The following is a 26,324-nucleotide window of genomic DNA, read 5'->3' as shown; positions in this document are numbered from 1 at the left end:
ATGTCGTTTTGCCAGTCCATGTCTCGAATTATTGCTCTTATGCATGTTTTGCCTCACCGCAACCGTTTGGGGTTGAATTCAATCGTAAATTGCCGGAAATATCGTTCAAACGTATCCCTGTCGCCCGGCACCGGGTATCGATTCAAAGACCGCACAGCGCTCAGTGCCGAGTTATCGAACGCGGTATTACCACTGCTGCTGACCAAACTGACACTTTGCAACTCGCCGGTCGGCAGTAACGTAATTTGCAGTCGCGCTACCATGTTTTCGGTCGCTGAAGCTGGCGGATACCACGCCTGGGCCAGACGATCGCGAATCAGCGCTTGATACTTTTCGCTGTCGGTTAACATCTGAGCTTCACGGGCTCTAGCAGCGGCAGCCTCTCGTTGCCTGCGCGCTTCGCTCTCGCGAGCTTGCTCGGCCTCTTCTGCCAATGCGTTAAGTTGCTGTTCTCTTAGCCGCCGCTCAGCTTCTTTTCGCTTGCGCTCGGCTTCTTTACGAGCCTGCTCCTCTTTCCGTTTACGCTCCGCTTCTTCTGCGCGACGCCGCTCTTCCTGGCGTTTTTTCTCTTCCTCGGCTTTGCGCTTGGCCTCTTCCTGTCGCTTCCGTTCCTGTTCGGCCTTCTGGCGCTCACGCTCTTTCGCTTCGGCTTCCGCCTTTTTACGAGCCGCCTCCTTAGCGCGCGCCTGCTGCTCAGCCTTTTCCCGCGCTTTGGCTTCTTGCTGTTTGCGCTCTTGCTCTAACTTTCGAGCTTTTTCCTGAGCCGCTTTTTCAGCTGCTTTGCGTTCGGCTTCCTGCTGCGCTTTTTTGCGTTCTGCCTCGTCTTTTTTACGCTGTTGCTCAGCCGCCTGCTCACGCTTCTCGGCCTCGGCCCGTTGATCTTCCTCATCAACGACAGGGCTCGGCTTTGGTTCCGGGCTAATCAGCCTGGCAGAAATACTCCGCGGTTCCGGTTCTTGCACGGGATTGGTCCACGACCATCCCGCAAGCGCAACCACAACAATCATCAAATGCAACCCAAGCGAAAGCGCTACAGGCGACTTCAATGAAACGTTGTCTTTATTTACCGTGTCCCGTTCGTGACCCTTCACAACAATCCCGCCACTTGATTAAGGCTGTTCCTGAGGTGCATCGGTAATCAGGCCAATACCAGAAGCACCGGCAGCCTGAAGCTCAGCCATCAAACGCACAACCACGCCGTAATCGACAAACTCATCGCCGCGAACCATCACTTCCGCATTTGAACGCTGTGACAGGATTTTCGAGACCTGTGCCCGCACGCTCTCCAACGACATAGGCTCACTGCTGTCGTCACCGACGTCCAGGAAATAGGCGCCGTTGCTGTCCACCGACACCGTGATGGTTTCAACGTCTTTATCTTGCGTGATCGGGTCCGAGGTAGTTTCCGGCAAATCCACCTTCACGCCTTGAGTGAGCATAGGTGCCGTCACCATGAAAATAACCAGCAGCACCAACATGACGTCAATGTAGGGCACCACGTTGATTTCCGACATGGATTTGCGCGGTTCCCGGGACATCATTCCCATACCTTTCATCGGGCTACCCTCCCTTTACCGTCTAAACCCATCACGAGCCGGCCTGTTCAGAGTTATGCACCCGGCGATGAAGGATGCTGGAGAATTCATCCGCAAAGGTTTCATAGTTCTTCAAGAGTGCATCCGACATCGTCGAGAAGCGGTTGTAGGCGATAACCGCAGGAATCGCTGCGAACAAACCCATCGCCGTTGCAATCAATGCCTCCGAGATGCCCGGAGCGACAGTTGCAAGCGTCGCCTGTTGCACCTGTGCCAGACCACGGAAGGAGTTCATGATGCCCCAAACGGTGCCAAACAAACCCACGTAAGGACTGGTCGAACCAACCGTGGCCAGAAACGGCAGATGCATATCCAGGCGTTCATGCTCACGGGAGAAGGCAACACGCATCGCCCGCTGGGTTCCCTCCATGACCGCGTCAGCATCACGGCTTTGCTGGCGCAGCCTGGAGAACTCCTTAAAGCCCGCACGGAAAAGTGCCTCCATACCCGAGTTTGGTGTTGGGTTGGCGTTCACATCTTTGTACAGCTGGCCGAGGTCCATGCCAGACCAAAACCGTTCTTCGAACGCGAGCTGAGCCTGTTTCGCTTGACGGTAGACCTTCACTCTCTGAAAGATCAGCGCCCAAGACACCACAGAGGCCAGCACCAGTAACAGCATAACGAGCTGCACCAGAAGCCCTGCGTTCGCAATCAGATGCCAGACTGATAGTTCGGATCCCACTGTACACTCCCAAGAAGTTTCTATGTTTTCAGATGATTAAAGCACGTTCTTTAGAATTACACTCATATTATCTGGCAAACGCCGAGGTTTACCGGTATCCAGAGCCACACACGCCACTCTCACCTCGGCATCACACAGCACAGCCCGGCTATCGGCCTTAAGGACTTGCTGACGAAAGGTCATCGACACCCGGGAAGACGCAATCGGCTCGGCGGTTACCAGCAACTGATCATCCAGCTTGGCCGGGGCCGCATAATGCAGCGTCATTTTCTGCACCACATAACTCACGTTCTGCTCGAGCCCAGCCCGCAACTCCACCCCCTGGCTGCGAACCCATTCCGTGCGGGCACGCTCCATGTAGTGAAGGTACTTGGCGTGAAACACAATTCCGCCCGCGTCGGTGTCTTCTATGTAGACCCGAATCGGTAATTCGAAGACAGATGTTCCGGCCACCTCAGTCAAAGCCGCTACCCTCTTTCCCGGACTCGGGCTGCACCACGCCAAAATGTTGGTAAGCGCTCGAGGTTACCATACGCCCTCTTTGTGTCCGCACCATGTACCCTTGTTGAATCAAAAACGGCTCGAGCACGTCTTCGATGGTGCCGCGCTCTTCACTGATCGCGGCCGCCAGACTTTCAACACCCACCGGGCCACCATCAAACTTCTCGATCATCGCTAACAGCAACCGGCGATCCATGTGATCGAAGCCCTGGCTATCCACCTTCAACATATTAAGTGCCTGGTCCGCGATCTCGGCGGTAATCCGACCGTCTGACCGAACTTCGGCGAAATCGCGCACCCGGCGCAACAACCGGTTGGCAATACGCGGCGTGCCCCGAGAGCGGCGGGCAATTTCAAAAGCACCGCCATCATCAAGGGTTACCGAAGACAATCGGGCTGATCGGGCAATAATATGAGTCAAGTCGGCGTTATTATAGAACTCAAGGCGCTGAACAATGCCGAAACGATCCCGCAACGGCGATGTCAGCAAGCCTGCACGCGTGGTGGCTCCAACCAGCGTGAACGGTGGCAAATCCAGCTTGATCGAACGTGCGGCCGGGCCTTCGCCAATCATGATATCCAGCTGATAGTCTTCCATTGCCGGATACAACACCTCTTCGACTGCCGCGCTCAAACGATGGATCTCATCGATAAAAAGAACATCGCCTTCTTCGAGGTTGGTCAGCATCGCCGCCAGGTCGCCGGCTTTTTCAAGCACGGGCCCCGAAGTGGTTTTGATGGCAACACCCATCTCATTGGCAATGATATTCGCCAATGTTGTTTTACCAAGCCCTGGCGGGCCGAAAATCAAGGTATGGTCCAAAGCTTCCTGACGGGCCCGTGCAGCAGAGATAAAGATCTCCATTTGTTCGCGCACCGTCGGCTGACCAACGTATTCAGACAACAGCGTGGGGCGGATGGCGCGATCATGCACCTCTTCATATTCTCCGGCTTTGGCCGTTATCAGTCGGTCCGATTCGATCATGGCATTATCCACTTACTGGGAATAAACAACGTGCCTGCTGGTCGCCCTTGGCTTTGAGTGCCCTAATTGTACAAAGGGCGCGGGCTGAGTCACGTTAAGCTCTATACACATTAGCGTCATCTTACGACACAAAAAAGCCGGGCTTACCCGGCTGGAATCATGTTTCGCAGTGCCAGTCTGATTAACTGCTCGCTGCTCATGCCTGGCTCTGCCACTTTGCTGATGGCTTTGGCCGCCTCCTGAGGTTTGTAGCCCAGCGCTATCAAGGCGGCTTCCGCTTCCTCTCTGGGGTCAGACCCCGCTACAGGTGCAACGCTGGCAGCCCCGACTGCCAACTGCTCCGGCATTGAGGGCACGAACTGGCCTTCCAGTTGCTTGATGCGATCGGCCATATCGATCAACAAACGCTCAGCGGTTTTTTTGCCGACACCGGGCAACTTCACCAACGCGTTCACGTCTCGTGCTTCCACACACTGAATAAACTGTTGTGCATCCAGCCCGGACAAAATACCAATGGCCATTTTCGGACCTACGCCGTTCACCTTAATCAGTAGCCGAAACAGATTACGATCAAGCAAAGAAGCGAAGCCAAAAAGGCTTTGTGCATCTTCACGAACAGCGAAATGGGTATGAAGCGTCACCTCTTGGCCAGTTTCCGGCAGGTGAAAGAACGTGGTGTAAGGAATATCGACTTCGTACCCCAGCCCAGCGCATTCCACCAGCGCCTGGCCCGGGGCCTTTTCAACCAGCAAACCGCGAATACGACCTATCAAAGCCCGTCTCCTCTGGCATTCATCAACGTTTGTTTATTGCCGGCGGGCACGACCGCCCCGAACTTTACCGCCAACGCCTGCAAGCTTCAGCGTACTTTGACTCATATGGGCATGGCACAGAGCAATGGCCAACGCATCGGCTGCGTCTTCCTGTGGCTTTCGGGACAACCCCAGCAGTGCCTGAACCATATGCTGTACCTGCGACTTATCGGCACCTCCGGTGCCTACGACGGCCTGCTTCACTTGCCGAGCAGAGTACTCATGTACGGCCAACCCGCTATTAGCGGCACTAACAATAGCCGCACCTCTGGCCTGCCCTAACTTAAGCGCAGAATCCGGATTGCGAGCCATAAACACTTGTTCAATGGCAAACTCTTCCGGACGGTACTCACCAATCAACAGCGCAAGACTCTGAAAGATGGCTTGCAACCGTTCGGCCATGGGCTTTTGCCCCACCCGAATGCAGCCACTATCAATATATTCGGTCTGGCGACCATCCACGCGGATGATTCCGTAACCGGTAATTCTGGAACCGGGGTCTACACCCAGAATGATTGGCATCCGCCTACCTTCAAATCCGTGAGAGGATCACCAAAACAAAGAGGCGGCCTAAGCCGCCTCTTGTCGTTCACACTTACGCTTTCTCTTCCGTTTTTCCGCCGTCAGCGGGTTTGGCGGAACGTCGCAAGCGGATGTGCAGCTCTTTCAACTGCTTCTCGTCTACTTCACCCGGAGCCTGCGTCATCAAGCAGGTGGCGCTCTGGGTTTTCGGGAACGCGATTACGTCACGGATAGACGCCGAGCCAGTCATCAGCATTACCAGACGATCCAGACCAAAGGCCAGACCTCCGTGTGGCGGGCAACCGAACTTCAACGCATCCAGCAAGAAGCCGAACTTCGCTCGCGCTTCTTCTTCACCGATGCCCAGAATACGGAAGACCGTGTCCTGCATCGCGCCATCGTGGATACGGATGGAGCCTCCACCCAATTCGGTGCCGTTCAACACCATGTCGTAGGCACGGGACAGAGCATTCGCCGGGTCTGCCGCCAGCTCTTCCGGTGTGCAGGAAGGCGCAGTGAACGGATGGTGAATGGCGGTCAGGCCGCCGTCAGAGGTTTCCTCGAACATCGGGAAATCTACCACCCACATCGGGGCCCACTCGCAGGTCAGCATGTTCAGGTCGTGGCCCACTTTGATGCGCAGCGCGCCCAAGGCTTCGTTTACAACGGTGGTTTTGTCTGCGCCGAAGAACACGATATCGCCGTCTTCCGCACCCACACGCTCCATGATCGCCATGGCAACGTCGTCACCCAGGAACTTAACAATCGGGGACTGCAGCCCTTCAACGCCTTTGGCCAGTTCATTGACCTTGATGTAAGCCAGACCTTTAGCACCGTAGATGCCGACAAACTTGGTGTATTCGTCAATCTGCTTACGGCTCAGCTCACCACCTTTCGGTACGCGCAGCGCAGCAACACGGCCTTTCGGATCTTTCGCAGGGCCGGCGAAGACTTTGAAGTCCACGCTTTCAACCAGATCGTTTACGTCCTGAAGCTCCAGCGGGATACGCAGATCTGGCTTGTCGCTGCCGTAACGCTGCATTGCTTCGGAGTATGGCATACGCGGGAATTCAGGAAGCTCAACATCCAGCACGTCCTTAAACAGAGTGCGGATCATGTCTTCGTTCAGGTTCATCAGGCTTTCTTCATCAACAAAAGAGGCCTCGATGTCTACCTGAGTAAATTCTGGCTGACGATCTGCCCGAAGGTCTTCGTCGCGGAAGCACTTGGCGATCTGGTAGTAACGGTCAACACCCGAGACCATCAGCATCTGCTTGAACAGCTGCGGAGACTGAGGCAATGCGAAGAAGGAGCCATCGTGAGTACGGCTCGGTACCAGATAGTCACGGGCTCCTTCCGGAGTCGCACGGGTCAGGATGGGCGTTTCCACATCCATAAAGCCGCGGCTGTCGAGGAAGTTACGGATGTAGCTGGTTACCCGCGAGCGGAAACGCAGGCGGTTAATCATTTCCGGGCGACGCAAGTCGATAAAGCGGTAGCGCAAGCGAACGTCTTCACCTACGTCGACGTGCTCATCCAGCGGGAACGGCGGCGTGGCGGCGGCATTCAGAATAACCAGCTCTTTACCCAGCAGTTCTACCTGGCCGGTCGGCATGTTGTCGTTTTCAGTACCGGCGGGGCGACGACGCACACGACCGGTTACTTTAACAACGTATTCGCTGCGAACTTTTTCCGCCAGCGCAAAACTTTCTTCGGTATCCGGGTCAACAACGACCTGAGAAATACCATCCCGGTCCCGCAGATCCAGGAATATAACCCCACCGTGGTCACGGCGGCGATGTACCCATCCACAGAGTGTAACTTCCTGATCAATGTGAGATTCGTTGATCCCACCGCAATAATGACTGCGCATACCGGTTCCCGTAGTTTCTGAATGTGTGCGTTAAATCGTTAAGTCTGGGCAAGCAGGTGGAGATGGCTTTCCGAAACCGTGCGGAGCCATGGATGGCGGAGCCGAGCGTACACGGACGTATTCACAGCGTGTTTCGGAAAGCCATCTCCACCTGCTTGCTTGCAGCAAAATCTTGGTCGCTGGAATTTTTGCGACCTTACTGGAAAAGCCGCCCATTATAAACACAATGACGCCGAAAATCAGGCGTACAAGAACGCATTTAAGACACTCTGATGACTCTATGAAGACAGGCGGCTAGAATGACCGTCTTTAGCCGCAATTGGAGCAGCCGTTTTGGCCACCAGAGCAGAGCAAAAACTAAAAACCCGACGGGCATTGATGGATGCCGCCCTCGCACAACTGAGTGCAGATCGGGGCTTTGGCAGTTTGAGTTTACGCGAAGTGGCCCGCGAAGCCGGCATAGCCCCCACCTCGTTTTACCGGCACTTCTCTGAACTGGACGAATTGGGGCTGGCGCTCGTTGATGAAGGCGGCGTTGCGCTTCGGCAACTGATGCGTCAAGCGCGGAAGCGCATCGTGCGGGATGGAAGCGCCATCTCCACATCGGTGGACACCTTTATGGAGTACCTTGGCAACAACGCCAACCTGTTCCGGTTGATGTTGCGGGAGCGAACCGGCGTATCCAAGCCATTCCGCACTGCAGTCAAAGCAGAGATCGAACATTTTGTTACCGAATTGGCGGCCGACTTGCGTCGCTTCGCAGAAGAGCAAAATAAGCCAATTTCAGACGCCCGAATGGTCGCCGAGGCGATGGTCACACTCGTGTTCAACCAAGGCGCAGAAGCCTTGGATGCGACCCCCAAAGAACGAGACGAGCTCAAAGCAAAGCTGAAAATCGAACTGCGGATGATTTTGGTAGGTTCCCAGACCCTCGCCCAGTGGCAACAGGGCCGGGAATAATCAGATACAGGGCAACGCCAACGACTCAAGCACAGGCTGAAGCTTTTCAGTGACCCGCTCCAACTCTTCAGCCGTATAAGGCACAGGGGCTTGGGTGCCCCAGACCGGTCCCGGCCAAGCCGGATCATCCTGAAACCGGACGATATGATGCAGGTGCAATTGCGGCACCATATTACCCAGTGCCGCCACGTTCATCTTGTCGCCTTCAAAGAGCTCCATCATGCCCTTGCTCAATGCCGACGATTCTTTCAGCAACTGCATCTGCTGATCGGCCGTTAACTGATAGATTTCCCGAATGCCGGACACCGCCGGCACCAGAATAATCCACGGCCAAGTGCGGTCGTTCATTAATCGCACATCGCACAGCGCCGACTGGCCCAAGCTATGGGTGTCGGCAGCAAGTCGTTCGTGGAGCTCAAACATGGCTTACCCTCTATCAGCCCGCCGAATGAAACTGGTTCTGGCCGCGCCCGATGGCGTAATACGTCAAGCCATAACGTTCCAGCATTTCCGGTTCATACAGATTGCGGCCATCAAACACCGCAGGCTGTTTCAGTGTACCCGCAATGGCATCAAAGTCCGGGGAACGAAACTCCTTCCATTCAGTGCAAATCACCAGCACATCGGCCCCTTTCAGCGCTTGTTCTTTTGTGCCGCACAAGATCAGACTGTCATGGTCGCCATAAATGCGTTGGGTTTCGTTCATCGCTTCCGGATCAAACGCCTGAACCTTCGCGCCGGCTTTCCACAAACTTTCCATCAACGTTCTGGATGATGCCTCACGCATATCGTCGGTGTTCGGCTTGAACGCCAAACCCCAAAGCGCCACAACCTTGCCGTCCAGGTTACCTTGGAAGTAGTGACTGATCTTATCGAACAATACGTGCTTTTGAGCGTAGTTGACCGCCTCAACCGCATTCAAAAGCTTGGCATCGTAATCGCAATCACGGGCGGTTCGGGCCAACGCCTGAACATCTTTCGGGAAGCACGACCCACCGTAGCCACATCCCGGGTAGATGAAGTGGTAACCGATACGTGGATCGGAACCAATCCCGCGACGAACGGCCTCAATATCAGCCCCCAAACGCTCCGCCAGATTCGACATCTCGTTCATAAAACTGATTTTGGTGGCCAGCATGGAGTTCGCGGCGTATTTGGTCAGTTCCGCAGAACGAATATCCATGAAGATCATGCGGTCGCGGTTCCGGTTGAACGGGTAATACACCTCCCGGAGCAAATCCGCCGCTTGCTCGCTATCGGTGCCAATCACAATACGGTCCGGCTTCATGAAGTCGTTGATCGCCGCCCCTTCCTTCAGGAATTCCGGGTTGGAAACAACATCGAACGCCAACTCAAGACCGCGCTTATCCAATTGCGCGCGCACGGCAGCCTTCACCTTGTCACCGGTTCCGACGGGTACCGTAGACTTATCGACCACCACTTTATACTCGTCCATATACTGGCCGATGGATTTTGCCACGGCCAATACGTACTGAAGGTCAGCCGAACCATCTTCGTCCGGCGGTGTTCCGACGGCGATGAACTGCAAGGTTCCGTGCTTAACGGCTTCTTCAACATCGGTGGTGAACGATAAGCGTCCCGCTTCAAAGGTATGCTTAACGATTGACTCAAGGCCCGGCTCATAAATCGGGATTTGGCCATTCTTGAGCTTGTTGATCTTGCCTTCATCAACGTCCATGCATAACACGTCGTGCCCGACATCTGCCAGACAAGCACCGGTCACAAGACCGACATAACCCGTTCCAAAAATCGTAATCTTCATGAAGTATTTCCCGAGAACTCTCTAATAAAGGGTTATTTCGCAGCTTTTTTCTGAAGCCAAATCTTTTCCCAGGCTAAAGCGGTGCGCACAATAGTATTCAGGTTGTCGTAATCGGGCTGCCAGCCTAAAACGTTCTTGATTTTGGTATTTTCGGCCATAAGCGCTGCGGGGTCGCCAGGCCTTCGGCCCGTAGTTTCAACTGGGAAATCAACTCCGGATTCTTCTTTAACCACACCGATCACTTCGTTAACCGTAAACCCGCTGCCATAGCCACAGTTAAGCACCTGGGACTCGCCACCCTTCGCCATGTACTCCAACGCCATCACGTGAGCCTTGGCCAGATCTTCAACGTGGATGTAATCGCGAATACAGGTGCCATCACGGGTTTCGTAGTCGGTACCGAACACGCTCATGCCCTCGCGCTGGCCGGTCACACATTCACAAGCCACTTTGATAAGATGCGTAGCCTCTGGTGTTGCCTGCCCCAAAAGGCCGTCCGGATTTGCGCCTGCGACGTTGAAGTAGCGCAACACTACGTAATTGAGACTGGATGCCGCGGCCAGATCCATAATCATCCGCTCACTCATCATCTTCGACGCGCCATACGGATTGATCGGAGCTAGGGGCATACCCTCGGTGAGCACGGTTTGCTCGGGCATACCATAGACCGCCGCTGTAGACGAAAACACCATATAAGGTGTTTTGTGACGCTCAATTGCCTTCAGGAGATTCAGAGTATTTCGAGTGTTGTTGCTATAGTATTTCAACGGATTACTGACAGATTCGGGCACCACAATGTTCGCGGCAAAATGCAAAACCGCCTCAAAATCATGAGCGGCAAACAGCTCTTCAATGGCCGCTTCATCGCAAAGATCGCCAACCACCAGCTCACCAGCAGTCACGGCCCAGCGGTAACCGGTTGACAGGTTATCAAACACAACAATGTCATGGCCGGCCTCAGCCAACTGGCGAACTACATGGCTGCCGATATAGCCGGCACCGCCGGTCACAAGTACTTTCACGTGGAATTACTCCTTCCCTGAATGTTGTTTACGCTGACGACGGATTTCACTACGTCGGCGGCTGAAAAAGTCGCTGATAACTTGCCCGCACTCATCGGCAAGAACTCCACCAACCGTCTCGACTTGCCAGTTGAGAAAGGGCTCCTCAAGGGTGCGCCGTGCCGATTCGACGGCACCGGCTTTGGGCTCTAGTGCACCGTAAACAATGCGGCTTACACGGCTGTGTACAATAGCACCTACACACATGGTACAGGGCTCTAGCGTAACGTAAAGCGTAGCTCCGCTCAGCCGATAGTTTCCTGCCCTGGCAGCAGCATCGCGCAAAGCACGCACCTCTGCGTGGGCGGTCGGATCGCATCCGGTAATCGGCGCATTATAACCTACCCCCAACTCTCGGCCATCGCGAACGACAATCGCGCCGACCGGGACTTCATCAAGCTGGCCAGCTTGAGCAGCCAACGCCAAAGCGCGAGCCATCCAGTATTCATCAAGGGCGTGTATATCGGACATAAACGAGGTTCGTATGGTAGGTAGGGGCTTAACAAATCGCAGCAACGGCCATTCAGCAACGCGGAAAATAACACTATTCCGCTTTTCAACCAACAACGAAGGCCTAGCTACCTCAATCACCGCACCTTCTGTTTAGCATTCAGCTTCAAGGCGTTTCTTTAAATCGAACTTCATCATCTCAAGCTTGGGAATAGGCCTGCTGAAATAATACCCCTGCGCCACATCACACCCCAGGCCATTTAATAGTTTAAGCTGCTCACCTGTTTCAACGCCTTGAGCTACAACGTCCAGATTTAGGCTGTGGGCCATCGCTATGGTGGCTGTTACAAGATCACGATCTTCTTTATTCGCCGTTATGCCACTGACAAAAATGCTTCAGCACCCACCACTTTCCGGTCTTTTAAATTGATTTTCGGCTGATAGTAAACCTCGAATTCATCACGCTCCAGCGCACCACATAACTGTTCTTCGATTTCTAGCTGCTTCAACGAGGACTTTGTCGCCTACCCTCCCGGATCGCTTTTTCGATGTAACTCCTAAACTTGGCGGCCACTTCTTCAGGCAAAAAATCCGCCATATTCTCGCCCAGTAGATTTTCATACTGAACGTATAACTTCCGGCTATCGCCGGCGTGACACTCAAGAATCGTTCCGTCTTCCGTCACCAAGAAAAACAAATCGGGGATCGACTCAAACACCCCCGTCAACAACTCTTCCTTGGACATAGCGTGCGACTGGGCTTTTTTTACATCACCCAGATCCACATCAATGCAATGCATTTCGTATTCATCGCGCGCGTTCCGGAACGAAAGTCGGGAATCTACTTTAACGACCTGTTCGTTCTATCGAAGGGCTGCTTTCCTGCCAAATAAGAACGGGGCCAGATTCCCATCTGGCCCCGTTACGGCACTCTCTTTACGTTGCGGGATCGCGCTTAGCTCGCCACACGGCGACGTGCGCGCAGCCCAAACCCTAGAAGGCCGGCCGCTAACAGACCCAGTGTTCCGGGCTCTGGTACCTGACTCGCCTCGCGGACAAGCGTGATGGTAGCTTTAACCTTCCCGCCGTACTTTTCACCGTCGTTAATTCCAAAGAGCCCTTTATTGAACTTAGTATCAGACAAACTTACCTCTAGCAGGCCATCTCCAAGCGCTCCAAACACCAATTGCAAAGGTGCGCCCCATGAGAGAGTCCCGCCCTGGAACAGTCCGCCGATCCACTTTTTGCCGACGGTATTTCCGTTCGCCGAGCCCGCCACTAACGCAGGAGAGGTAAAGTTAAAATCAACGGAGATAGGTTTTGCGACCTCATCATCGTTATTAACCGCAGACTCATCCGTCCAAATTTTAAACAAATTAAACGTTGTGCTACCGCCCTCGTTTAACGTGAAGGAAAACGGATTCGCCGCGATATCTGCAGAATCAACGACCAGCCCAGGGTCTGAATCGTTAAGATTTACCTGAAAGCCAGCCGATATGAGTGCAGCGCTTGCCAGACCCGGCAAACACATCGAGACAAAAAATACTAAAGCAAATTGAAAGTGTCGCATAGGAGCTCCCTGGGTTTCCCCAATTTCTTTATTTGAGTACCGCTACTTTTTAGCCTGCACATCCTGTGCCTAAAACCAATACGCTAATAAAATCAATCAATTAAAGAAAAGCTCAAGCGCGCGCGCCGGAAGAGCGTAAAATAACTGGACACATTATCGTACACCTTCAGGCACTCGCTTAATAACCGATCATTCCCACTCGATTATTAACAGCGAACTTAAGCCATTAAATATCAATAACTTAACAAACCACACATCTTTGATGCCAAGAAAAATACCATGTTCAGAATTTTATTGGTTTTTTACTGAGTGGAGACTGTTCTTACAACTCCAGTCCCGACCAAAAGTCATGCTGCAGCTGCTCTACCCTCTCGTAACTGCAGAGGTTCTGACTCCTGAACTGAGCCCCAACCAGTCCATCAATACCAGCTGCCAATGCGGTTATCCTGCTGACGGTCTCCAGGCTGGTGGCTGGCTCAGACAAGATCATCTTCAAGTCATACCCGAGCAGGAAAGCCCCTTGCCTCTCGGTATCATACTCCAGGCGCTCTGCCGGGACATAAGGCTCCCACAGACGATCCTCCTGAACATGCTGATACTCAAGCAGAATGGTTAAGAAGTCAGCCACGTCTTTGCTGCTCTCGTTTCCCCGCTCCTGCCAGGCAATCAGTTTTAACAGAGTCAGCCCGGCCAGCGACGCAACCATGATGGTATCGCCCTGCCCTAACTCTACTAATAAAGCGGCATCGTAAGCCCTTCCAAAGCGGCAGACACAGCTCACCGTAGACAAGACTAAAAACTAGGCAAAAGGATCCTCATACTGGATATGCACTTGACAATAAAATTACCAATGGTAACTTACTAATGGTAACATAACCAAGTGTGACAGAGCCCGATAGTTTCAGAGGCGGCTCAATCAGCTGGGGTAATATGAATGGATAACAATATGAATTGCGACCTTTTCTGTATGCGTGCAGGAGTCTGTACTCACTGTCCACCTACTATTCGTAATACGTGGCTTTATACCCCTAGCACAGGGGAATTCAATGTTTATTATCGAAGAGGTCGGAAATGCAAGGAATTAAACGCAAAGTTACCTACGTATTATTTTATGAAGCAATAACTCTTGCTATTATTAGCACCGCATTCTATTTATTCTCAGATAAAGATGCCTCACATTCCAGTATGCTAGGTGTTGTGACGGTAGTTCTGGCTATCATTTGGAACACTGCATATAACACAGTTTTTGAATGGTGGGAATCCAAGCTGGCTAAACGTGGGCGAGATGTAATACGACGAGTGATCCACGCTGTAGGATTTGAAGTTGGTTTTGTAGCTATTACTCTACCTTTATTTTCATGGTGGCTTGATCTATCACTATGGGACGCATTCATGCTTGATATTGGGTTAACTTTGTTTTTTATGTTTTTCACTTTCTTTTATAATTGGACGTTCGACCGAATATTTGGACTGCCTCTATCAGCTCAATAAGAGCCACACCAAAAAAATTTAACATTATATGGAATCAATAAGCGGTCAGTTACTTAAGTAATGGTGAATGTATAACGCTTTTGCCCCAAGTGAACTGGCCGCACTACAAACATTTAATCTTAAAACATAAAAACCAACATACTACAACAGGAGAAAACATGAACAGCCAGCGTAATTACCAACCATCATACAGTCGTCTTATTCGGTTTTTTGGCATTGTTTCCATCGCCATATTCCTAATCACATGGGCCATTGACCTGACTGGTCTGACTTACCCCTGCCCTTATTGCCGAACCCAGAGAACCATCATTGGTATTTTGGGGCTTATACTATTAATGACCTCACGATTACATCCACTACTTACTAAATATATAGTTACTGTTTTAGGTGGCTACGGTTTCGTAGTTGCAGCTATGCAACACTTCATGGGCTGGGACGACATCTATGAAGGGGTCTATAAGTTTGGAAATGGTGGCCCTTGGTTCTTCGATGAAATGTTGTTATCAGGAGGAGCCATGTTTATTATAGTCGCGCAGGTTTTCACGACTTTACTACTTACAACAAATTGTAATAAGAGGCCGATTTAATGGGAAAGCGCATGTCAAAGGATGCTCGTCGAGAGCAGCTCTTGTCTATTGCCGAAGAGATCGTTAGAAATGAAGGAGCAGATGCATTAACACTTATTACGCTTGCCGAAAAGGCAGGCGTAACCAAACCATTAACATATGAACACTTTTCTAATCGCGAAGGTTTGCTTTCGGAATTGTATAAACGTTGCGATGAAAAATTAGTCTCTGCAATGACTGTGTCTATTCAGGTAAAAACCTCCAGCCTCAAAGATGCAGCCAGTATCGCTGCTTCTTCCTATATGGATTGTGTGAAGATCTGTGGGAGTTTATACGAGGCTGTAATTTCAGCTTTATTGGCGTACCCTGAATATAACAATATACGAGTTCAGATAAGAGATTATTTTGTTAAGTCATATCACAAGTTATTTCGTCCTTTTGTATCCATTCCAAACGATGAACTCAGAATAAAGCTAATCGCGATATTCGGAGCTCTTGAAGAAATTGGAAAAGCTATGAATCATGGTGAGATAAGCTACCAGGAAGCAAACGACACTCTTACAAGTTTAATTATTTCTTTTCTAGGAGCAAGATAAATTAAAGCAAAGAGCTTTATCTAATAAAGCCACATTATGGCTAACCAGCAGTTATTCCCAGGGATGGCGATACAGTGTCTATAAAATGTCTGACTCATTTTACATTGACGCCATGCTCTCGCTGAACGCCTACGACGTGTTAAATATGTGGAGAAAACGACTCGGTGTGCTCTACATCAATCTAACTCAGGGATTTTGGAAACACCCAGCGACAGCCACTCTTCCGCCAGTTCGGCCTGCCATAATGGATGAATAGGCTGGAGCGCCACCTCTAAGAGATCGCAGGGAGAGCATGCTCCGACTGCACATCTATCATCTTCCTCTGGTAATCAGCCAAATACAACAGCTTACCAGGATAGGCCCAACAGACGGCTCTCAGCAACAAATTGACCACTACAACTAAAGCAAAAATTGCCTACCAGCACTCACAAAGGTCATCCTAAGCAAGCTCAATGACCGGACTTGCTCTCCCACACAAACAGAAAGCCCAGCGAAAACGCTGGGCTCTGAGATTTATTTTGTTATTGCTAGATATTGCCAAGTGTTACTTGTCGGTACCTGTCACTCCCACTCTATCGTCGCAGGCGGCTTGGACGATACATCGTAGGTCACACGGGAAATGCCGGTGATCTCGTTGATGATCCGGTTAGAAACCGTTTCCAACAGCTCGTACGGCAAGTGCGCCCAACGAGCAGTCATGAAATCGATGGTTTCAACCGCGCGCAGTGCCACAACCCATTCGTAGCGGCGAGCATCACCTACAACCCCCACAGATTTAACCGGCAGGAAGACAGCAAACGCCTGACTGGTTTTGTGGTAAAGGTCGGCACGGTGCAACTCTTCAAGGAAGATGGCATCGGCGTGACGCAGAATGTCGGCGTATTCTTTCTTAACTTCGCCCAGAATCCGCACACCCAAACCTGGCCCCGGGAACGGATGGCGGTACACCATATCGTAGGGAAGGCCTAGTTCGAGACCGATTCTGCGTACTTCGTCTTTGAAAAGCTCACGCAATGGCTCTACCAGTTTCATCTTCATGGTTTCTGGCAAACCGCCCACGTTGTGGTGGGACTTGATCACATGCGCCTTACCCGTCTTTGATGCCGCAGATTCAATCACGTCGGGGTAAATTGTGCCCTGAGCCAGCCAGTTCACATCTTTAATCTTGGCAGCCTCTTCATCGAACACATCAATAAAGGTGTTGCCGATGACTTTCCGCTTCTGTTCCGGATCACTGACCCCTTTCAACTTCGACAGGAATAGATCTTCTGCATCCGCACGGACGACTTTAACCCCCATGCTGCTGCCGAACATATCCATAACCTGATCGCCTTCGTTCAGACGCAGCAACCCGTTATCGACAAATACGCAGGTCAGCTGATCACCGATCGCTTTATGCAAAAGCGCTGCGGTTACCGAGGAATCAACACCGCCTGACAGGCCTAGCAATACTTTATCAGTACCTACCTGCTCGCGAATCTGGCGCACAGCGTCGTCCACGATCTTTGCTGGTGTCCATAGTGCTTCGCAGGTACAGATATTCAGAACAAAGTGCTCAAGAATCCGCTTGCCCTGTAGCGTATGAGTGACTTCAGGATGGAACTGCACACCAAACAGATTCCGCGACAGGTCTTGCATCGCTGCAATCGGAGCACTCTCGGTAGAAGCCAGCAGCTCGAAGCCTTCTGGCATGGCCACCACTTTATCGCCGTGACTCATCCATACGTCCAGCAAGGAATCGCCGGCGGGCGTCAGGTGATCGGTGATGTCGTTTAGTAATGGCCCTTTCGCACGTACTTTAACTTGCGCATAGCCGAACTCGCGTTTCTCCGAGCTGGCAACACGGCCTCCCAGCTGCTCAGCCATGGTCTGCATGCCATAGCAGATACCAAGCACCGGAATACCTTTTTCGAACAGGCTCTCTGGCGCACGCGGCCCTCCCAATTCGGTAACCGATTCAGGCCCGCCAGCCAGAATGATGCCTTTGGGGTTGAAGTCGTTTAGTTCATCTTCGGTGATATCAAAGGCTTTCACCTCGCAGTACACACCAATCTCCCGCACGCGGCGAGCAATCAATTGGGTGTACTGGGAACCGAAATCAAGAATCAGGATACGGTGGTCGTGAATGTTCTGAGCCATGGAGTCCTCGGGCTGAAGAGAAACAACACAGCCCGGAAACCGGGCTGTGTTAAATCAAGCAATAATTAACCGATGCGGTAGTTTGGAGCTTCTTTGGTGATGGTCACATCGTGTACGTGACTCTCACGCATACCCGCATTGGTAATACGGACAAATTCCGGTTTGGTACGCATCTCATCGATGTTCGCGCTACCGGTATACCCCATAGAAGCACGCAAGCCACCGATCAGCTGGTGAATAATGTTGCGCATCGGGCCTTTGCAGGCAACGCGGCCTTCAATACCTTCCGGCACCAGCTTCTCAATGCCTTTACTGGCATCTTGGAAATACCGGTCACTGGAGCCCTGCCCCATTGCACCAAGAGAACCCATGCCACGATAAGCTTTGTAGCTACGGCCCTGGAACAATTCGATCTCGCCCGGCGCTTCGTCAGTACCCGCCAACAGACTGCCAATCATGACGCAGTTCGCGCCCGCTGCAACCGCTTTGGCAATGTCGCCGGAAAAACGTACACCACCATCCGCGATCAGCGGAACACCGCGATCTTTCAGAGCTGCGGCAACATTCGATACCGCGGAAATTTGGGGCACACCAATACCCGCGACAATACGCGTTGTACAAATTGAGCCGGGGCCGATCCCTACTTTCACGGCATCAGCGCCAGCATCTGCCAAGGCAATGGCCGCGTCTGCAGTGGCAATGTTGCCGCCAATCACCTGCACCTGCGGATAGTTTTCTTTAACCCAGCGCACGCGATCAATAACGCCTTTGGAGTGACCATGCGCGGTATCCACAACAATCACATCGACACCGGCCTCTACCAATGCCTGTACACGGGCTTCTGTATCGCCACCGGTGCCAACTGCAGCTCCAACACGCAGGCGCCCCTGATCATCTTTACAAGCCATCGGGTAATCTTTGGCTTTCTGAATATCTTTAACGGTAATCAGGCCGCGCAGTTCGTAGTTGTCGTTAACAACCAGAATCTTCTCGATGCGGTGTTTGTGCAGAAGCTCTTTTACCTCAACAAGGTCAGCGCCTTCCTTCACTGTCACCAGATTTTCTTTTCTGGTCATAATATCCCGAACCGGGGTGTCCATCCGGCTCTCAAAGCGAATATCACGGCCAGTAACAATACCAACCAGATCGTTGCCATCGACAACCGGCAGCCCGGAAATATTGTTTGCCATGGTGATATCGACCAGCTCGCGAACGGTGGTGTCCGGGGTTACAGTAATCGGGTCTTTAACCACACCGCTTTCATGCTTCTTGACTCGGCGCACTTCTGCGGCCTGCTGCTCTACCGTCATGTTCTTGTGCATGATACCGATACCGCCTTCCTGGGCCATCGCGACCGCCAGTTCGGCGTCGGTTACCGTATCCATTGCGGCAGAAATCAACGGAATATTCAGAGTAATCCCTTTGGTCAACTGAGTTTTCAGGTCAACCTGGTGAGGAAGCACTTCGGAAAATCCGGGCACAAGCAGAACGTCGTCAAACGTGAGGGCTTCTTCGGCAATACGCAGCATTTGGGTCCGCCTTTTGATCATGCTAAGTTGGGTGCTCCAGAGCCACACCAGACGCGGTGTGGCAGAGCGAAATCCTTAATCGATCTATTATAAAGTGGTGACAGAACACAGTAAACCACGGGGTTCTTACCATCAGGTTGCATCTTTCTGAATTTCCGTTATTTTTACCCGTCACCTTCTCGGCTATTGCGTATAAAATCCACGGAGCCCGACTTTGACCCCCGCCTACCCGGACACCCGACCCCACGCTCTTAGCGTCAGTGAACTGAACCGTCAGGCTCGCCGCCTGTTGGAAACCAGCTTTATGCAGGTATGGGTCGAAGGCGAAATTTCGGGGCTGTCGCGACCATCTTCCGGGCACTGGTATTTCTCGCTAAAAGACCAAAAATGCCAGATTCGCTGCGCTATGTTTCGAGGCGCCAACCAACGCATTCGCACCCTGCCCCGCGAAGGCGACCAAATTCGCATTCGCGGCAAGGTCACTCTGTACGAAAATCGCGGCGATTTTCAGATCATTGCCGAGCACATGGAACCGGCTGGCCTGGGCGCGCTGCAGCAAGCGTTCGAAGCACTTAAAGTAAAGCTTCAAGCAGAAGGCTTGTTTGAGCCAACCAATAAAAAACCACTGCCTCCGACCCCTAGACACATTGGCGTGGTCACCTCGCCCACGGGCGCGGCAATTCACGACATCCTGACCGTACTTGCGCGACGCTGTCCTGCCATTCCCGTGACACTTTATCCAACTGCCGTTCAGGGCCAGGCAGCTACCGCTGAAATCGTCAACGCCATCGAGCGCGCGCAAAGGCACAATGTCGCAGATGTTCTGATCATCGGTCGGGGCGGCGGTTCTCTCGAAGATTTGTGGTGCTTCAATGAGGAAGCGGTAGCCAGGGCAATTGCCAACTGCCCTATCCCCACGGTCAGCGCTGTTGGTCACGAAGTTGATGTCACCATTGCCGACTTCGTGGCCGATTTGCGGGCTCCGACCCCGTCAGCCGCCGCCGAGAAAATCTCTCCGGACCAACAAGACTGGCTTCGCCGCCTGAATGAACAACAGGTGCGCCTGGGTCACTCGGCCCAACGCCTGTTTAAACGACTGGAAAACCAACTGGGACACCTTAGCGCTCGCCTTCGGAACCCTCGCCGGGAACTGCAGGACAAAGCACAGCGCATGGACGAGCTCGACATGCGCCTGAACAAGGCCATGCGGCAAAAAATGGAACACCAGTCGCTTGCAACCAGCCACCTGGCCCAGCGACTCGAAACCCAATCTCCCCAGAAACTCCTCTTCAGTACACAAGAGCAAGTGGTCAGACTGAGTGAACGCATGCATGCGGCGATACAGCACAACCTAAGACTGCAACAAGACAAGCTCCAGCTGCAGGCGCAAACTCTGAATGTTGTCAGCCCCCTCGCCACGCTCGGCCGAGGTTACGCCATTGTCAAAAACGAATCCGGCGACATCGTCCGAAACGCAAACCAACTCTCAACAGGCGACACCATTCGCACCCAATTCGGCCAAGGGCATATTTCGGCGAGCGTTACAGAGATTGAGCCACGGTAAACTAATCGCCCCTTACTACGCCTATGGTCTACTAGCTCAGCCCCTCAAAACTCCTACAGTTGACGGAACCAAACATAAAATAAAAACCGCTCAACTAAGGTGGAGCTTATGAGCTACAACTCCGCATTTCGCCATTCCATCGATCAACGTGACGACTTCTGGCGTGAACAAGCCCGCCACATCGATTGGGCCTCGGCACCCAACACCATCTGGCGGCCGCTCGAAAACGGTCACGGCGAATGGTTTCCAGACGGAACACTGAACACCAGTGATGTTGCGCTGGATGCCAATATTCGCGCTGGCCGTGGCGACCAAGCCGCCCTTATTTACGATTCGCCGGTCACCAACACCCAGAAAACTTACACATACAACGAACTGCGCGACGAAGTTGCAATTTTCGCAGGCGCACTGAAAGCGCAAGGCATACAAAAAGGCGACCGGGTCATTATCTATATGCCAATGATCCCCCAAGCCGCCATTGCCATGCTGGCCTGCGCGCGTCTTGGCGCTATCCACTCGGTGGTATTTGGCGGGTTTGCGGCTCATGAACTGGCTGTGCGAATTGATGATGCCACTCCAAAAGCCGTCATCACCGCTTCTTGCGGTATCGAAATCAGCAACGTGATTGAATACAAGCCGCTAGTGGATAAAGCCATCGAGCAATCGAGCCATAAGCCCGAGATCTGCGTGGTGTTCCAACGTCCACAAGCAAAAGCCAGCATGGAAGCCAGCCGGGACCGGGACTGGAACGATCTATGCGTAAACGCCGCACCCGCAGACCCCGTACCAGTGAACGCCACCGATCCGCTCTACATCCTCTACACGTCGGGGACCACGGGCAAACCCAAGGGCGTAGTTCGGGATAACGGCGGTCATGCCGTTGCGCTCAAGTACAGCATGAGCCTGGTCTACGATGCGAAACCCGGGGATGTGTATTGGGCAGCCTCCGACGTTGGCTGGGTTGTTGGGCACAGCTACATTGTTTACGGTCCGCTGTTCGCCGGCTGCACCACGGTGCTTTACGAAGGCAAACCCATTAAAACGCCCGATGCGGGGGCCTTCTGGCGAGTCATCCAGGACCACAAGGTAGACATACTGTTTACCGCCCCTACGGCCTTTCGCGCGGTTCGGAAGGAAGACCCCGAAGCCACACAGCTCAGCAAATACGACACCTCGTCACTGAAGCGGATTTATCTGGCCGGCGAACGCTTGGACCCGCCTACCTACGAATGGCTGAAAGAGAACACCAACCTTCCGATTCTGGATCACTGGTGGCAAACCGAAACCGGATGGGCAATCTGCTGCAACCCGGCCGGAATCGAAATGATGGCCACCAAACCCGGCTCTTCAACCGTACCGTCACCGGGCTACGATGTGCGCGTGGTCAACATGGATGGCTCTGTCGTTCCCGATGGTGAGCAAGGCCAGATCGCCGTTAAACTCCCGCTGCCCCCCGGCTGCCTGATGACCGTTTGGGGCGACGACGAACGCTTCCTGAACAGTTATCTCCGCCCGATTCCGGGCTACTACAGTTCAGGCGATGGCGGCTACATTGACGAAGACGGTTACGTTTTCATCATGGGTCGAACCGACGATGTCATTAACGTGGCAGGCCATCGCCTCTCAACCGGTGAGATGGAAGAAGTGGTCGCCTCTCATCCGGCAATCGCAGAGTGTTGCGTTGTTGGCGCCCACGACGACCTCAAAGGCCAGTTACCCATTGGCTTGGTGCTCATTAAAGACGGCGCGACCATCGACCCGGATGAACTCGAAGAAGAGCTTGTAGAGATGGTGCGAGAAAAAATTGGCGCGATAGCCTGTTTCCGGCGCGCGATCGTGGTTGAGCGTCTGCCTAAAACGCGATCAGGCAAAATTCTGAGGAGAGTCATTCGTCAGATTGCCGATCAGGAAGAATACAGCGTACCAAGTACGATAGATGATCCGGCCATTCTGGAGGAAATCAGCGAAGCTCTCAGGCACTGACCTGCCAAACGCACCTCCGCAGAAACGATTCGAGACTACCTCCATTGCGGAGGTGGTCTTGTGTTTCCCAAGAAGTCACAAACAATTGTTTTTTATGACAAAAAAACTTTCGAATGCGACAAATAAAAAATTGACGGACGGTAAAGTCGGTCTATACTGAAATTGCTGTGTAATTCTGCAGCGGTATTTGGCGAATGTGCTCCAACGTCCTGCCCCCGGCTTTTCGTTGCCCCTTTCATCAGAACCTCCCGAATTATTCAGCATGCATGGTCCCGTGAGGGCAAACCTTTTAGTAAGTACAGGATAGATCAATGTCTGATACAAAAACTGGCCAGGTTAAGTGGTTCAACGAAGCTAAAGGCTTTGGCTTTATTGAGCAGGAAGGCGGCAGTGACGTTTTCGTTCACTACAGCGCAATCAACTCCGGCGGCTTCCGCACATTGGCCGAAGGCCAGCAAGTGCAGTTCACCGTTACTCAGGGCCCCAAAGGCCCGCAGGCAGAGAACGTAACGCCGCTATAAAAGGCTTATGTTAACTGCCTGATGCCCCTCACGGGCAGACGGAACAAAACAGCCGGCATTCGTGCCGGCTGTTTTGGTTTCCATTCTAGCTAAAATAACAACCATTAAGCGGAGACGGGCTCCGAGCTTTCAGCTGACGCAGGCATCTGCTCGCCAACTTCCTGAGCCACCGCTGAGAACAATGCTTGCAAGGTCGCCGAAGTTGTATCTTCAGCCAGTGCGGCCGCACTACAAAGCCTGCCGTTGGCATTCAAACGAATACAAGCCAAAGCATTCGCTTTCGTCCCCTCACCCAACGCAAACTCATCGTAGGCCTCAACCGCGATGGAGACGCCAAATCGACCGGTAAGCGCATCTGAAACGGCCTCAACCGCACCCAGGCCTCGACCTTCCAAGGCAACAGACGATTCATCTGCGCCAACGACCACATCGGCTCGAACGCCATCATCGTCACGATGCAGGTTGTAAGTACGCAACGCCCAGTCTTTCGCTACCTTCAGGTACCGCTCTTCGAAGAGGCGATGAATGGTGTTTGAGTCAATCTCGCCACCGTTGGTTTCGGCTTCCGACTGGACCACCTTGCTGAACTCAATCTGCAACCATCTAGGCAAGCTGATATCGTAATCGCGCTCCAACACGTAGGCCACACCACCTTTACCGGACTGGCTATTAATCCGTACCACCTCTTCATAACGACGGCCCAGATCGGCGGGGTCAATTGGCAAGTAAGCAACATTCCACACATCCCCGTCTTTGCGTTGTGCCAGACATTTTCGGATCGCGTCCTGGTGGCTACCCGAAAACGCCGTAAAGACCAACTCGCCAGCATAGGGATGACGAGGATGTGTGGAGATCTCAGTACAGGCTTCTACCACTTCGGTAATCTCAGCCATACCAGACAGATCCAGTTCAGGATCAACACCTTGGGAATACAAGTTCATGGCCATTGTGACCAAATCCATGTTACCTGTGCGCTCTCCGTTACCCATCAAGGTGCCTTCAACCCGATCCGCACCGGCCATGACCGCCAGCTCCGCTGCCGCCACGCCGCAGCCGCGATCGTTATGGGTATGAACGCTGATGCTCAAGTAATCCCGGTACCGGATGTTTTCACAGATCCATTCCACCTGATCTGCGAAAACATTCGGCGTTGACATTTCAACGGTAGCCGGCAAATTGATGATCACAGGTTGCCCTTGATCCGGCCGCCACACCTCGGTGACTGCATCGATAACATCTGCAGCGAAATCCAGTTCGGTGCCGGTAAAACTTTCGGGAGAATACTGGAATGCCCACTCGGTGTTCGGATAACGTCCCGCGATCTCTTTGACCAACGCAGCTCCATTGCGAGCGATGTCGCAGATGCCGTCACGATCGAGCCCGAATACCTGTTCACGCTGAACCGTAGAGGTGGAGTTGTAAACATGCACAATGGCCTGCTTGGCACCATCAAGAGCTTCGTAGGTACGTTCAATCAATTCCGAGCGAGCCTGTGTCAGCACCTGAATGGTGACATCAGCCGGAATTCGATTCTCTTCAATAAGCTTCCGACAAAAATCGAAGTCTGGCTGGCTGGCCGCCGGAAACCCTATTTCAATTTCCTTGAACCCCAGCTTCACCAGCAAGTCAAACAGGCGCTGCTTTTGCGCAACCGACATCGGTTTGATCAAAGACTGGTTGCCATCCCGCAAATCCACGGCGCACCAGGTAGGCGCCTTCTCAATGACCGCATCAGGCCAACGGCGATCTTTCTTGGCTACGGGCTTAAAGGGAGCGTATTTCCGATGATCAAAAGCCATGTCTGACAATTCCTTTCACTGATCTAAGAGATAACGACAGTTTAACTAACTTATTGCGCCATTCGATTGCGAATTTTAGCCGAAGCTGCAAAAGGTATGGCAAAATATTGCCAGATCAACTCGAATGGTGAAATATTGTGCCAAGCAACGACAAAGCGTTAGCTAAAATAGACAAAACTGATAGAAAGATTCTCGAACAATTGCAGAGAGATGGATCACTAACCAACCAGCAACTCGCCGAGAAGGTCGGTCTTTCGCCTTCGCCTTGCCTACGCCGGGTTAGGTCATTAGAAGAAGCGGGTATCATCATCCGAACCGCCACGATCCTAGACCACAAGAAACTAGGATTAGCCCTGACCGCCGTCATTCTGATCGGAATGGACAGACACACCCCGGAACGGTTCGCAGATTTCGAGGAGCAGATTGCAAACTACCCGGAAGTACAGGAATGTTATCTGATCACCGGGCAGAGTGCGGATTACATGTTAAAAGTTGTGGTACCGGATATGGACCACTACCACCAGTTCTTGCTCAACCACATCACCCGCATACCCGGCGTCAGCGGTGTTCACTCAAGTTTCGTATTGCGGCGAGTCATCGACAGTACCGCCCTGCCTTTGGGTTACTTGTCCTGACGAATCAGCTCCATTAGATAGGCGCGGGCCATACATTTGAGCTCGGTTGCCAGCAAAGCCCCCTGCGACTCAGGCAAAGTCGCTGCCAGCCTGAGAATGGAGCCTGCAGAGCGTGGCAATAACAGGCTAGCCGTCCAACGGCGCTCATCGGGTATACCGGGAAACTCCTGTTTGAGCCGCGCATCAAAATCCCGGGCGTTACTGTAGAGCTCCCGCAGATCCAGCTCACGAAGTTCCGGCATTGATTCAACGCCACTCCAGATCGCCGAATAAGCCGGTTCAGTTCGATAGAACTCGTAGAAAAGGTCGATCAGCACGTCGACGGCTTCAGACAAGCCGACTTCTTGCAGGCGCTCACGCAGCGCTGTTTCCATTTTTTCAACGTGCCCTTCCGCGAGCGCGTGAACAATGGCTGCTTTGTTTGGAAAGTAGCGATAGAGCGAAGCCAGCGACATCCCCGATTGGCGGGCGATGGCCGACATGCTGGTGCCATCCACACCATTTTCGTGAAAGATTTCGGCCGCATGGCGGAGAATGGTATCGACACGTTCTCGGCTACGCGCCTGTACAGGCTTTCGGCGCGGCGCTACATTTATAGATTCGTCTGTCATCATCTGTACCTTATGGGGCAGGCTCCGTACAATAACGCTCACTTTAAGACAATGAAAGGCAGTTTCGGGCCAGTACCACTGCCAATTAGTCCAATCC

Annotated in this window: 29 protein-coding genes; 8 read left to right on the top strand and 21 right to left on the bottom strand. The window is 52.7% G+C overall.

The features are described from left to right. Positions 1 to 53: 53 nt before the first annotated feature. The 8 genes from tolA to aspS all read right to left on the bottom strand — a co-directional run bounded on the left by tolA (position 54) and on the right by aspS (position 6,970). Complete coding sequence (gene tolA, locus MWU64_RS03920; protein ID WP_247061259.1) at positions 54 to 1,091, bottom strand: cell envelope integrity protein TolA; 1,038 nt, start codon at positions 1,089 to 1,091, stop codon at positions 54 to 56. Positions 1,092 to 1,109: 18 nt separating this feature from the next. Continuing rightward, positions 1,110 to 1,556, bottom strand: a complete 447-nt coding sequence (gene tolR, locus MWU64_RS03915; RefSeq protein WP_247061257.1) for a protein TolR — start codon at positions 1,554 to 1,556, stop codon at positions 1,110 to 1,112. Between the two features lie 31 nt (positions 1,557 to 1,587). Further along, positions 1,588 to 2,277 (bottom strand): protein TolQ, encoded by a 690-nt coding sequence (tolQ, locus tag MWU64_RS03910; protein WP_247061255.1) that lies wholly within the window; start codon positions 2,275 to 2,277, stop codon positions 1,588 to 1,590. Positions 2,278 to 2,313: 36 nt separating this feature from the next. Beyond that, complete coding sequence (gene ybgC / locus MWU64_RS03905; protein WP_247061253.1) at positions 2,314 to 2,739, bottom strand: tol-pal system-associated acyl-CoA thioesterase; 426 nt, start codon at positions 2,737 to 2,739, stop codon at positions 2,314 to 2,316. Beyond that, positions 2,732 to 3,763: a Holliday junction branch migration DNA helicase RuvB gene (gene ruvB / locus MWU64_RS03900; protein ID WP_247061251.1), complete on the bottom strand. Its 1,032-nt coding sequence runs from the start codon at positions 3,761 to 3,763 to the stop codon at positions 2,732 to 2,734. Before ruvB ends, ybgC begins: the two co-directional genes overlap by 8 nt. A gap of 143 nt (positions 3,764 to 3,906) precedes the next feature. Continuing rightward, positions 3,907 to 4,536: a Holliday junction branch migration protein RuvA gene (gene ruvA, locus MWU64_RS03895; protein WP_247061249.1), complete on the bottom strand. Its 630-nt coding sequence runs from the start codon at positions 4,534 to 4,536 to the stop codon at positions 3,907 to 3,909. 33 nt (positions 4,537 to 4,569) lie between these two features. Then, the gene (gene ruvC, locus MWU64_RS03890) at positions 4,570 to 5,097 is read right to left on the bottom strand and encodes a crossover junction endodeoxyribonuclease RuvC (RefSeq protein ID WP_247061247.1); all 528 of its coding nucleotides are present in this window, start codon (positions 5,095 to 5,097) and stop codon (positions 4,570 to 4,572) included. Between the two features lie 73 nt (positions 5,098 to 5,170). Continuing rightward, positions 5,171 to 6,970 (bottom strand): aspartate--tRNA ligase, encoded by a 1,800-nt coding sequence (aspS, locus tag MWU64_RS03885; RefSeq protein ID WP_247061239.1) that lies wholly within the window; start codon positions 6,968 to 6,970, stop codon positions 5,171 to 5,173. Positions 6,971 to 7,303: 333 nt separating this feature from the next. Here aspS and fabR point away from each other — a divergent pair, with 333 nt between their 5' ends. Next, complete coding sequence (gene fabR / locus MWU64_RS03880) at positions 7,304 to 7,930, top strand: HTH-type transcriptional repressor FabR (protein ID WP_247061237.1); 627 nt, start codon at positions 7,304 to 7,306, stop codon at positions 7,928 to 7,930. Here fabR and MWU64_RS03875 read toward each other — a convergent pair whose 3' ends face one another. The 9 genes from MWU64_RS03875 to MWU64_RS03840 form a co-directional block, all read right to left on the bottom strand. Then, on the bottom strand, positions 7,931 to 8,353 hold the full coding sequence (locus MWU64_RS03875; RefSeq protein ID WP_247061235.1) for an HIT family protein: 423 nt from the start codon (positions 8,351 to 8,353) through the stop codon (positions 7,931 to 7,933). A 13-nt stretch (positions 8,354 to 8,366) separates the two neighbouring features. Beyond that, a complete protein-coding gene (locus MWU64_RS03870) occupies positions 8,367 to 9,713 on the bottom strand; it encodes a UDP-glucose/GDP-mannose dehydrogenase family protein (RefSeq protein ID WP_247061233.1) in 1,347 nt (448 codons plus the stop codon). 32 nt (positions 9,714 to 9,745) lie between these two features. Further along, on the bottom strand, positions 9,746 to 10,735 hold the full coding sequence (galE, locus tag MWU64_RS03865; RefSeq protein ID WP_247061231.1) for a UDP-glucose 4-epimerase GalE: 990 nt from the start codon (positions 10,733 to 10,735) through the stop codon (positions 9,746 to 9,748). 6 nt (positions 10,736 to 10,741) lie between these two features. Next, positions 10,742 to 11,245 (bottom strand): tRNA adenosine(34) deaminase TadA, encoded by a 504-nt coding sequence (gene tadA / locus MWU64_RS03860; protein ID WP_247061229.1) that lies wholly within the window; start codon positions 11,243 to 11,245, stop codon positions 10,742 to 10,744. 132 nt (positions 11,246 to 11,377) lie between these two features. Next, positions 11,378 to 11,554 (bottom strand): EAL domain-containing protein, encoded by a 177-nt coding sequence (locus MWU64_RS03855; protein ID WP_247061227.1) that lies wholly within the window; start codon positions 11,552 to 11,554, stop codon positions 11,378 to 11,380. Positions 11,555 to 11,598: 44 nt separating this feature from the next. Next, positions 11,599 to 11,733 carry a hypothetical protein gene (locus MWU64_RS15405; protein ID WP_281496231.1) on the bottom strand — a complete coding sequence of 45 codons (135 nt, stop codon included), beginning with the start codon at positions 11,731 to 11,733 and terminating at the stop codon, positions 11,599 to 11,601. After that, on the bottom strand, positions 11,730 to 12,023 hold the full coding sequence (locus tag MWU64_RS03850) for a PAS domain-containing protein (RefSeq protein ID WP_247061217.1): 294 nt from the start codon (positions 12,021 to 12,023) through the stop codon (positions 11,730 to 11,732). Before MWU64_RS03850 ends, MWU64_RS15405 begins: the two co-directional genes overlap by 4 nt. 155 nt (positions 12,024 to 12,178) lie before the next feature. Next, on the bottom strand, positions 12,179 to 12,793 hold the full coding sequence (locus MWU64_RS03845; protein WP_247061215.1) for a PEP-CTERM sorting domain-containing protein: 615 nt from the start codon (positions 12,791 to 12,793) through the stop codon (positions 12,179 to 12,181). 322 nt (positions 12,794 to 13,115) lie between these two features. Then, entirely contained in the window at positions 13,116 to 13,499 is a 384-nt protein-coding gene (locus MWU64_RS03840; RefSeq protein ID WP_247061213.1) for a hypothetical protein, read from the bottom strand. Between the two features lie 365 nt (positions 13,500 to 13,864). Between MWU64_RS03840 and MWU64_RS03835 the strand changes: the two genes are divergently transcribed. The 3 genes from MWU64_RS03835 (at position 13,865) to MWU64_RS03825 (ending at position 15,446) form a co-directional block, all read left to right on the top strand. Then, entirely contained in the window at positions 13,865 to 14,284 is a 420-nt protein-coding gene (locus tag MWU64_RS03835; protein WP_208170943.1) for a PACE efflux transporter, read from the top strand. A gap of 158 nt (positions 14,285 to 14,442) precedes the next feature. Next, positions 14,443 to 14,871 (top strand): disulfide bond formation protein B, encoded by a 429-nt coding sequence (locus tag MWU64_RS03830; protein WP_247061210.1) that lies wholly within the window; start codon positions 14,443 to 14,445, stop codon positions 14,869 to 14,871. After that, the gene (locus MWU64_RS03825) at positions 14,871 to 15,446 is read left to right on the top strand and encodes a TetR/AcrR family transcriptional regulator (protein ID WP_247061208.1); all 576 of its coding nucleotides are present in this window, start codon (positions 14,871 to 14,873) and stop codon (positions 15,444 to 15,446) included. The genes MWU64_RS03830 and MWU64_RS03825 overlap by 1 nt, the downstream gene beginning before the upstream one ends. A 561-nt stretch (positions 15,447 to 16,007) precedes the next feature. Here the strand turns inward: MWU64_RS03825 and guaA are convergent. Together guaA and guaB are read right to left on the bottom strand one after the other, a co-directional pair. Further along, complete coding sequence (gene guaA / locus MWU64_RS03820; RefSeq protein WP_247061206.1) at positions 16,008 to 17,585, bottom strand: glutamine-hydrolyzing GMP synthase; 1,578 nt, start codon at positions 17,583 to 17,585, stop codon at positions 16,008 to 16,010. Positions 17,586 to 17,650: 65 nt separating this feature from the next. Next, positions 17,651 to 19,114: an IMP dehydrogenase gene (guaB, locus tag MWU64_RS03815; RefSeq protein WP_247062038.1), complete on the bottom strand. Its 1,464-nt coding sequence runs from the start codon at positions 19,112 to 19,114 to the stop codon at positions 17,651 to 17,653. Between the two features lie 214 nt (positions 19,115 to 19,328). Here guaB and xseA point away from each other — a divergent pair, with 214 nt between their 5' ends. The 3 genes from xseA (at position 19,329) to MWU64_RS03800 (ending at position 23,182) form a co-directional block, all read left to right on the top strand. Next, a complete protein-coding gene (gene xseA / locus MWU64_RS03810) occupies positions 19,329 to 20,678 on the top strand; it encodes an exodeoxyribonuclease VII large subunit (protein WP_247061204.1) in 1,350 nt (449 codons plus the stop codon). A 108-nt stretch (positions 20,679 to 20,786) separates the two neighbouring features. Then, a complete protein-coding gene (locus MWU64_RS03805; RefSeq protein ID WP_247061202.1) occupies positions 20,787 to 22,661 on the top strand; it encodes a propionyl-CoA synthetase in 1,875 nt (624 codons plus the stop codon). Positions 22,662 to 22,972: 311 nt separating this feature from the next. Then, the gene (locus MWU64_RS03800; RefSeq protein ID WP_114333539.1) at positions 22,973 to 23,182 is read left to right on the top strand and encodes a cold shock domain-containing protein; all 210 of its coding nucleotides are present in this window, start codon (positions 22,973 to 22,975) and stop codon (positions 23,180 to 23,182) included. A 104-nt stretch (positions 23,183 to 23,286) separates the two neighbouring features. Here MWU64_RS03800 and leuA read toward each other — a convergent pair whose 3' ends face one another. Beyond that, entirely contained in the window at positions 23,287 to 24,981 is a 1,695-nt protein-coding gene (leuA, locus tag MWU64_RS03795; protein ID WP_247061201.1) for a 2-isopropylmalate synthase, read from the bottom strand. 137 nt (positions 24,982 to 25,118) lie between these two features. Here leuA and MWU64_RS03790 point away from each other — a divergent pair, with 137 nt between their 5' ends. Then, positions 25,119 to 25,616: an Lrp/AsnC family transcriptional regulator gene (locus MWU64_RS03790; protein WP_247061199.1), complete on the top strand. Its 498-nt coding sequence runs from the start codon at positions 25,119 to 25,121 to the stop codon at positions 25,614 to 25,616. On the opposite strand, the gene MWU64_RS03785 is transcribed toward MWU64_RS03790, so the two are convergent. Beyond that, complete coding sequence (locus MWU64_RS03785) at positions 25,604 to 26,227, bottom strand: TetR/AcrR family transcriptional regulator (protein ID WP_247061197.1); 624 nt, start codon at positions 26,225 to 26,227, stop codon at positions 25,604 to 25,606. The two genes, MWU64_RS03790 and MWU64_RS03785, sit on opposite strands and share 13 nt — an antisense overlap. Positions 26,228 to 26,324: the final 97 nt, after the last annotated feature.

The organism is Marinobacter sp. S0848L (assembly GCF_023016065.1).
Classification (GTDB): domain Bacteria; phylum Pseudomonadota; class Gammaproteobacteria; order Pseudomonadales; family Oleiphilaceae; genus Marinobacter.
Note: the sequence above shows the minus strand (reverse complement) of the source record. Positions and strands in the feature narration are given on the sequence as shown.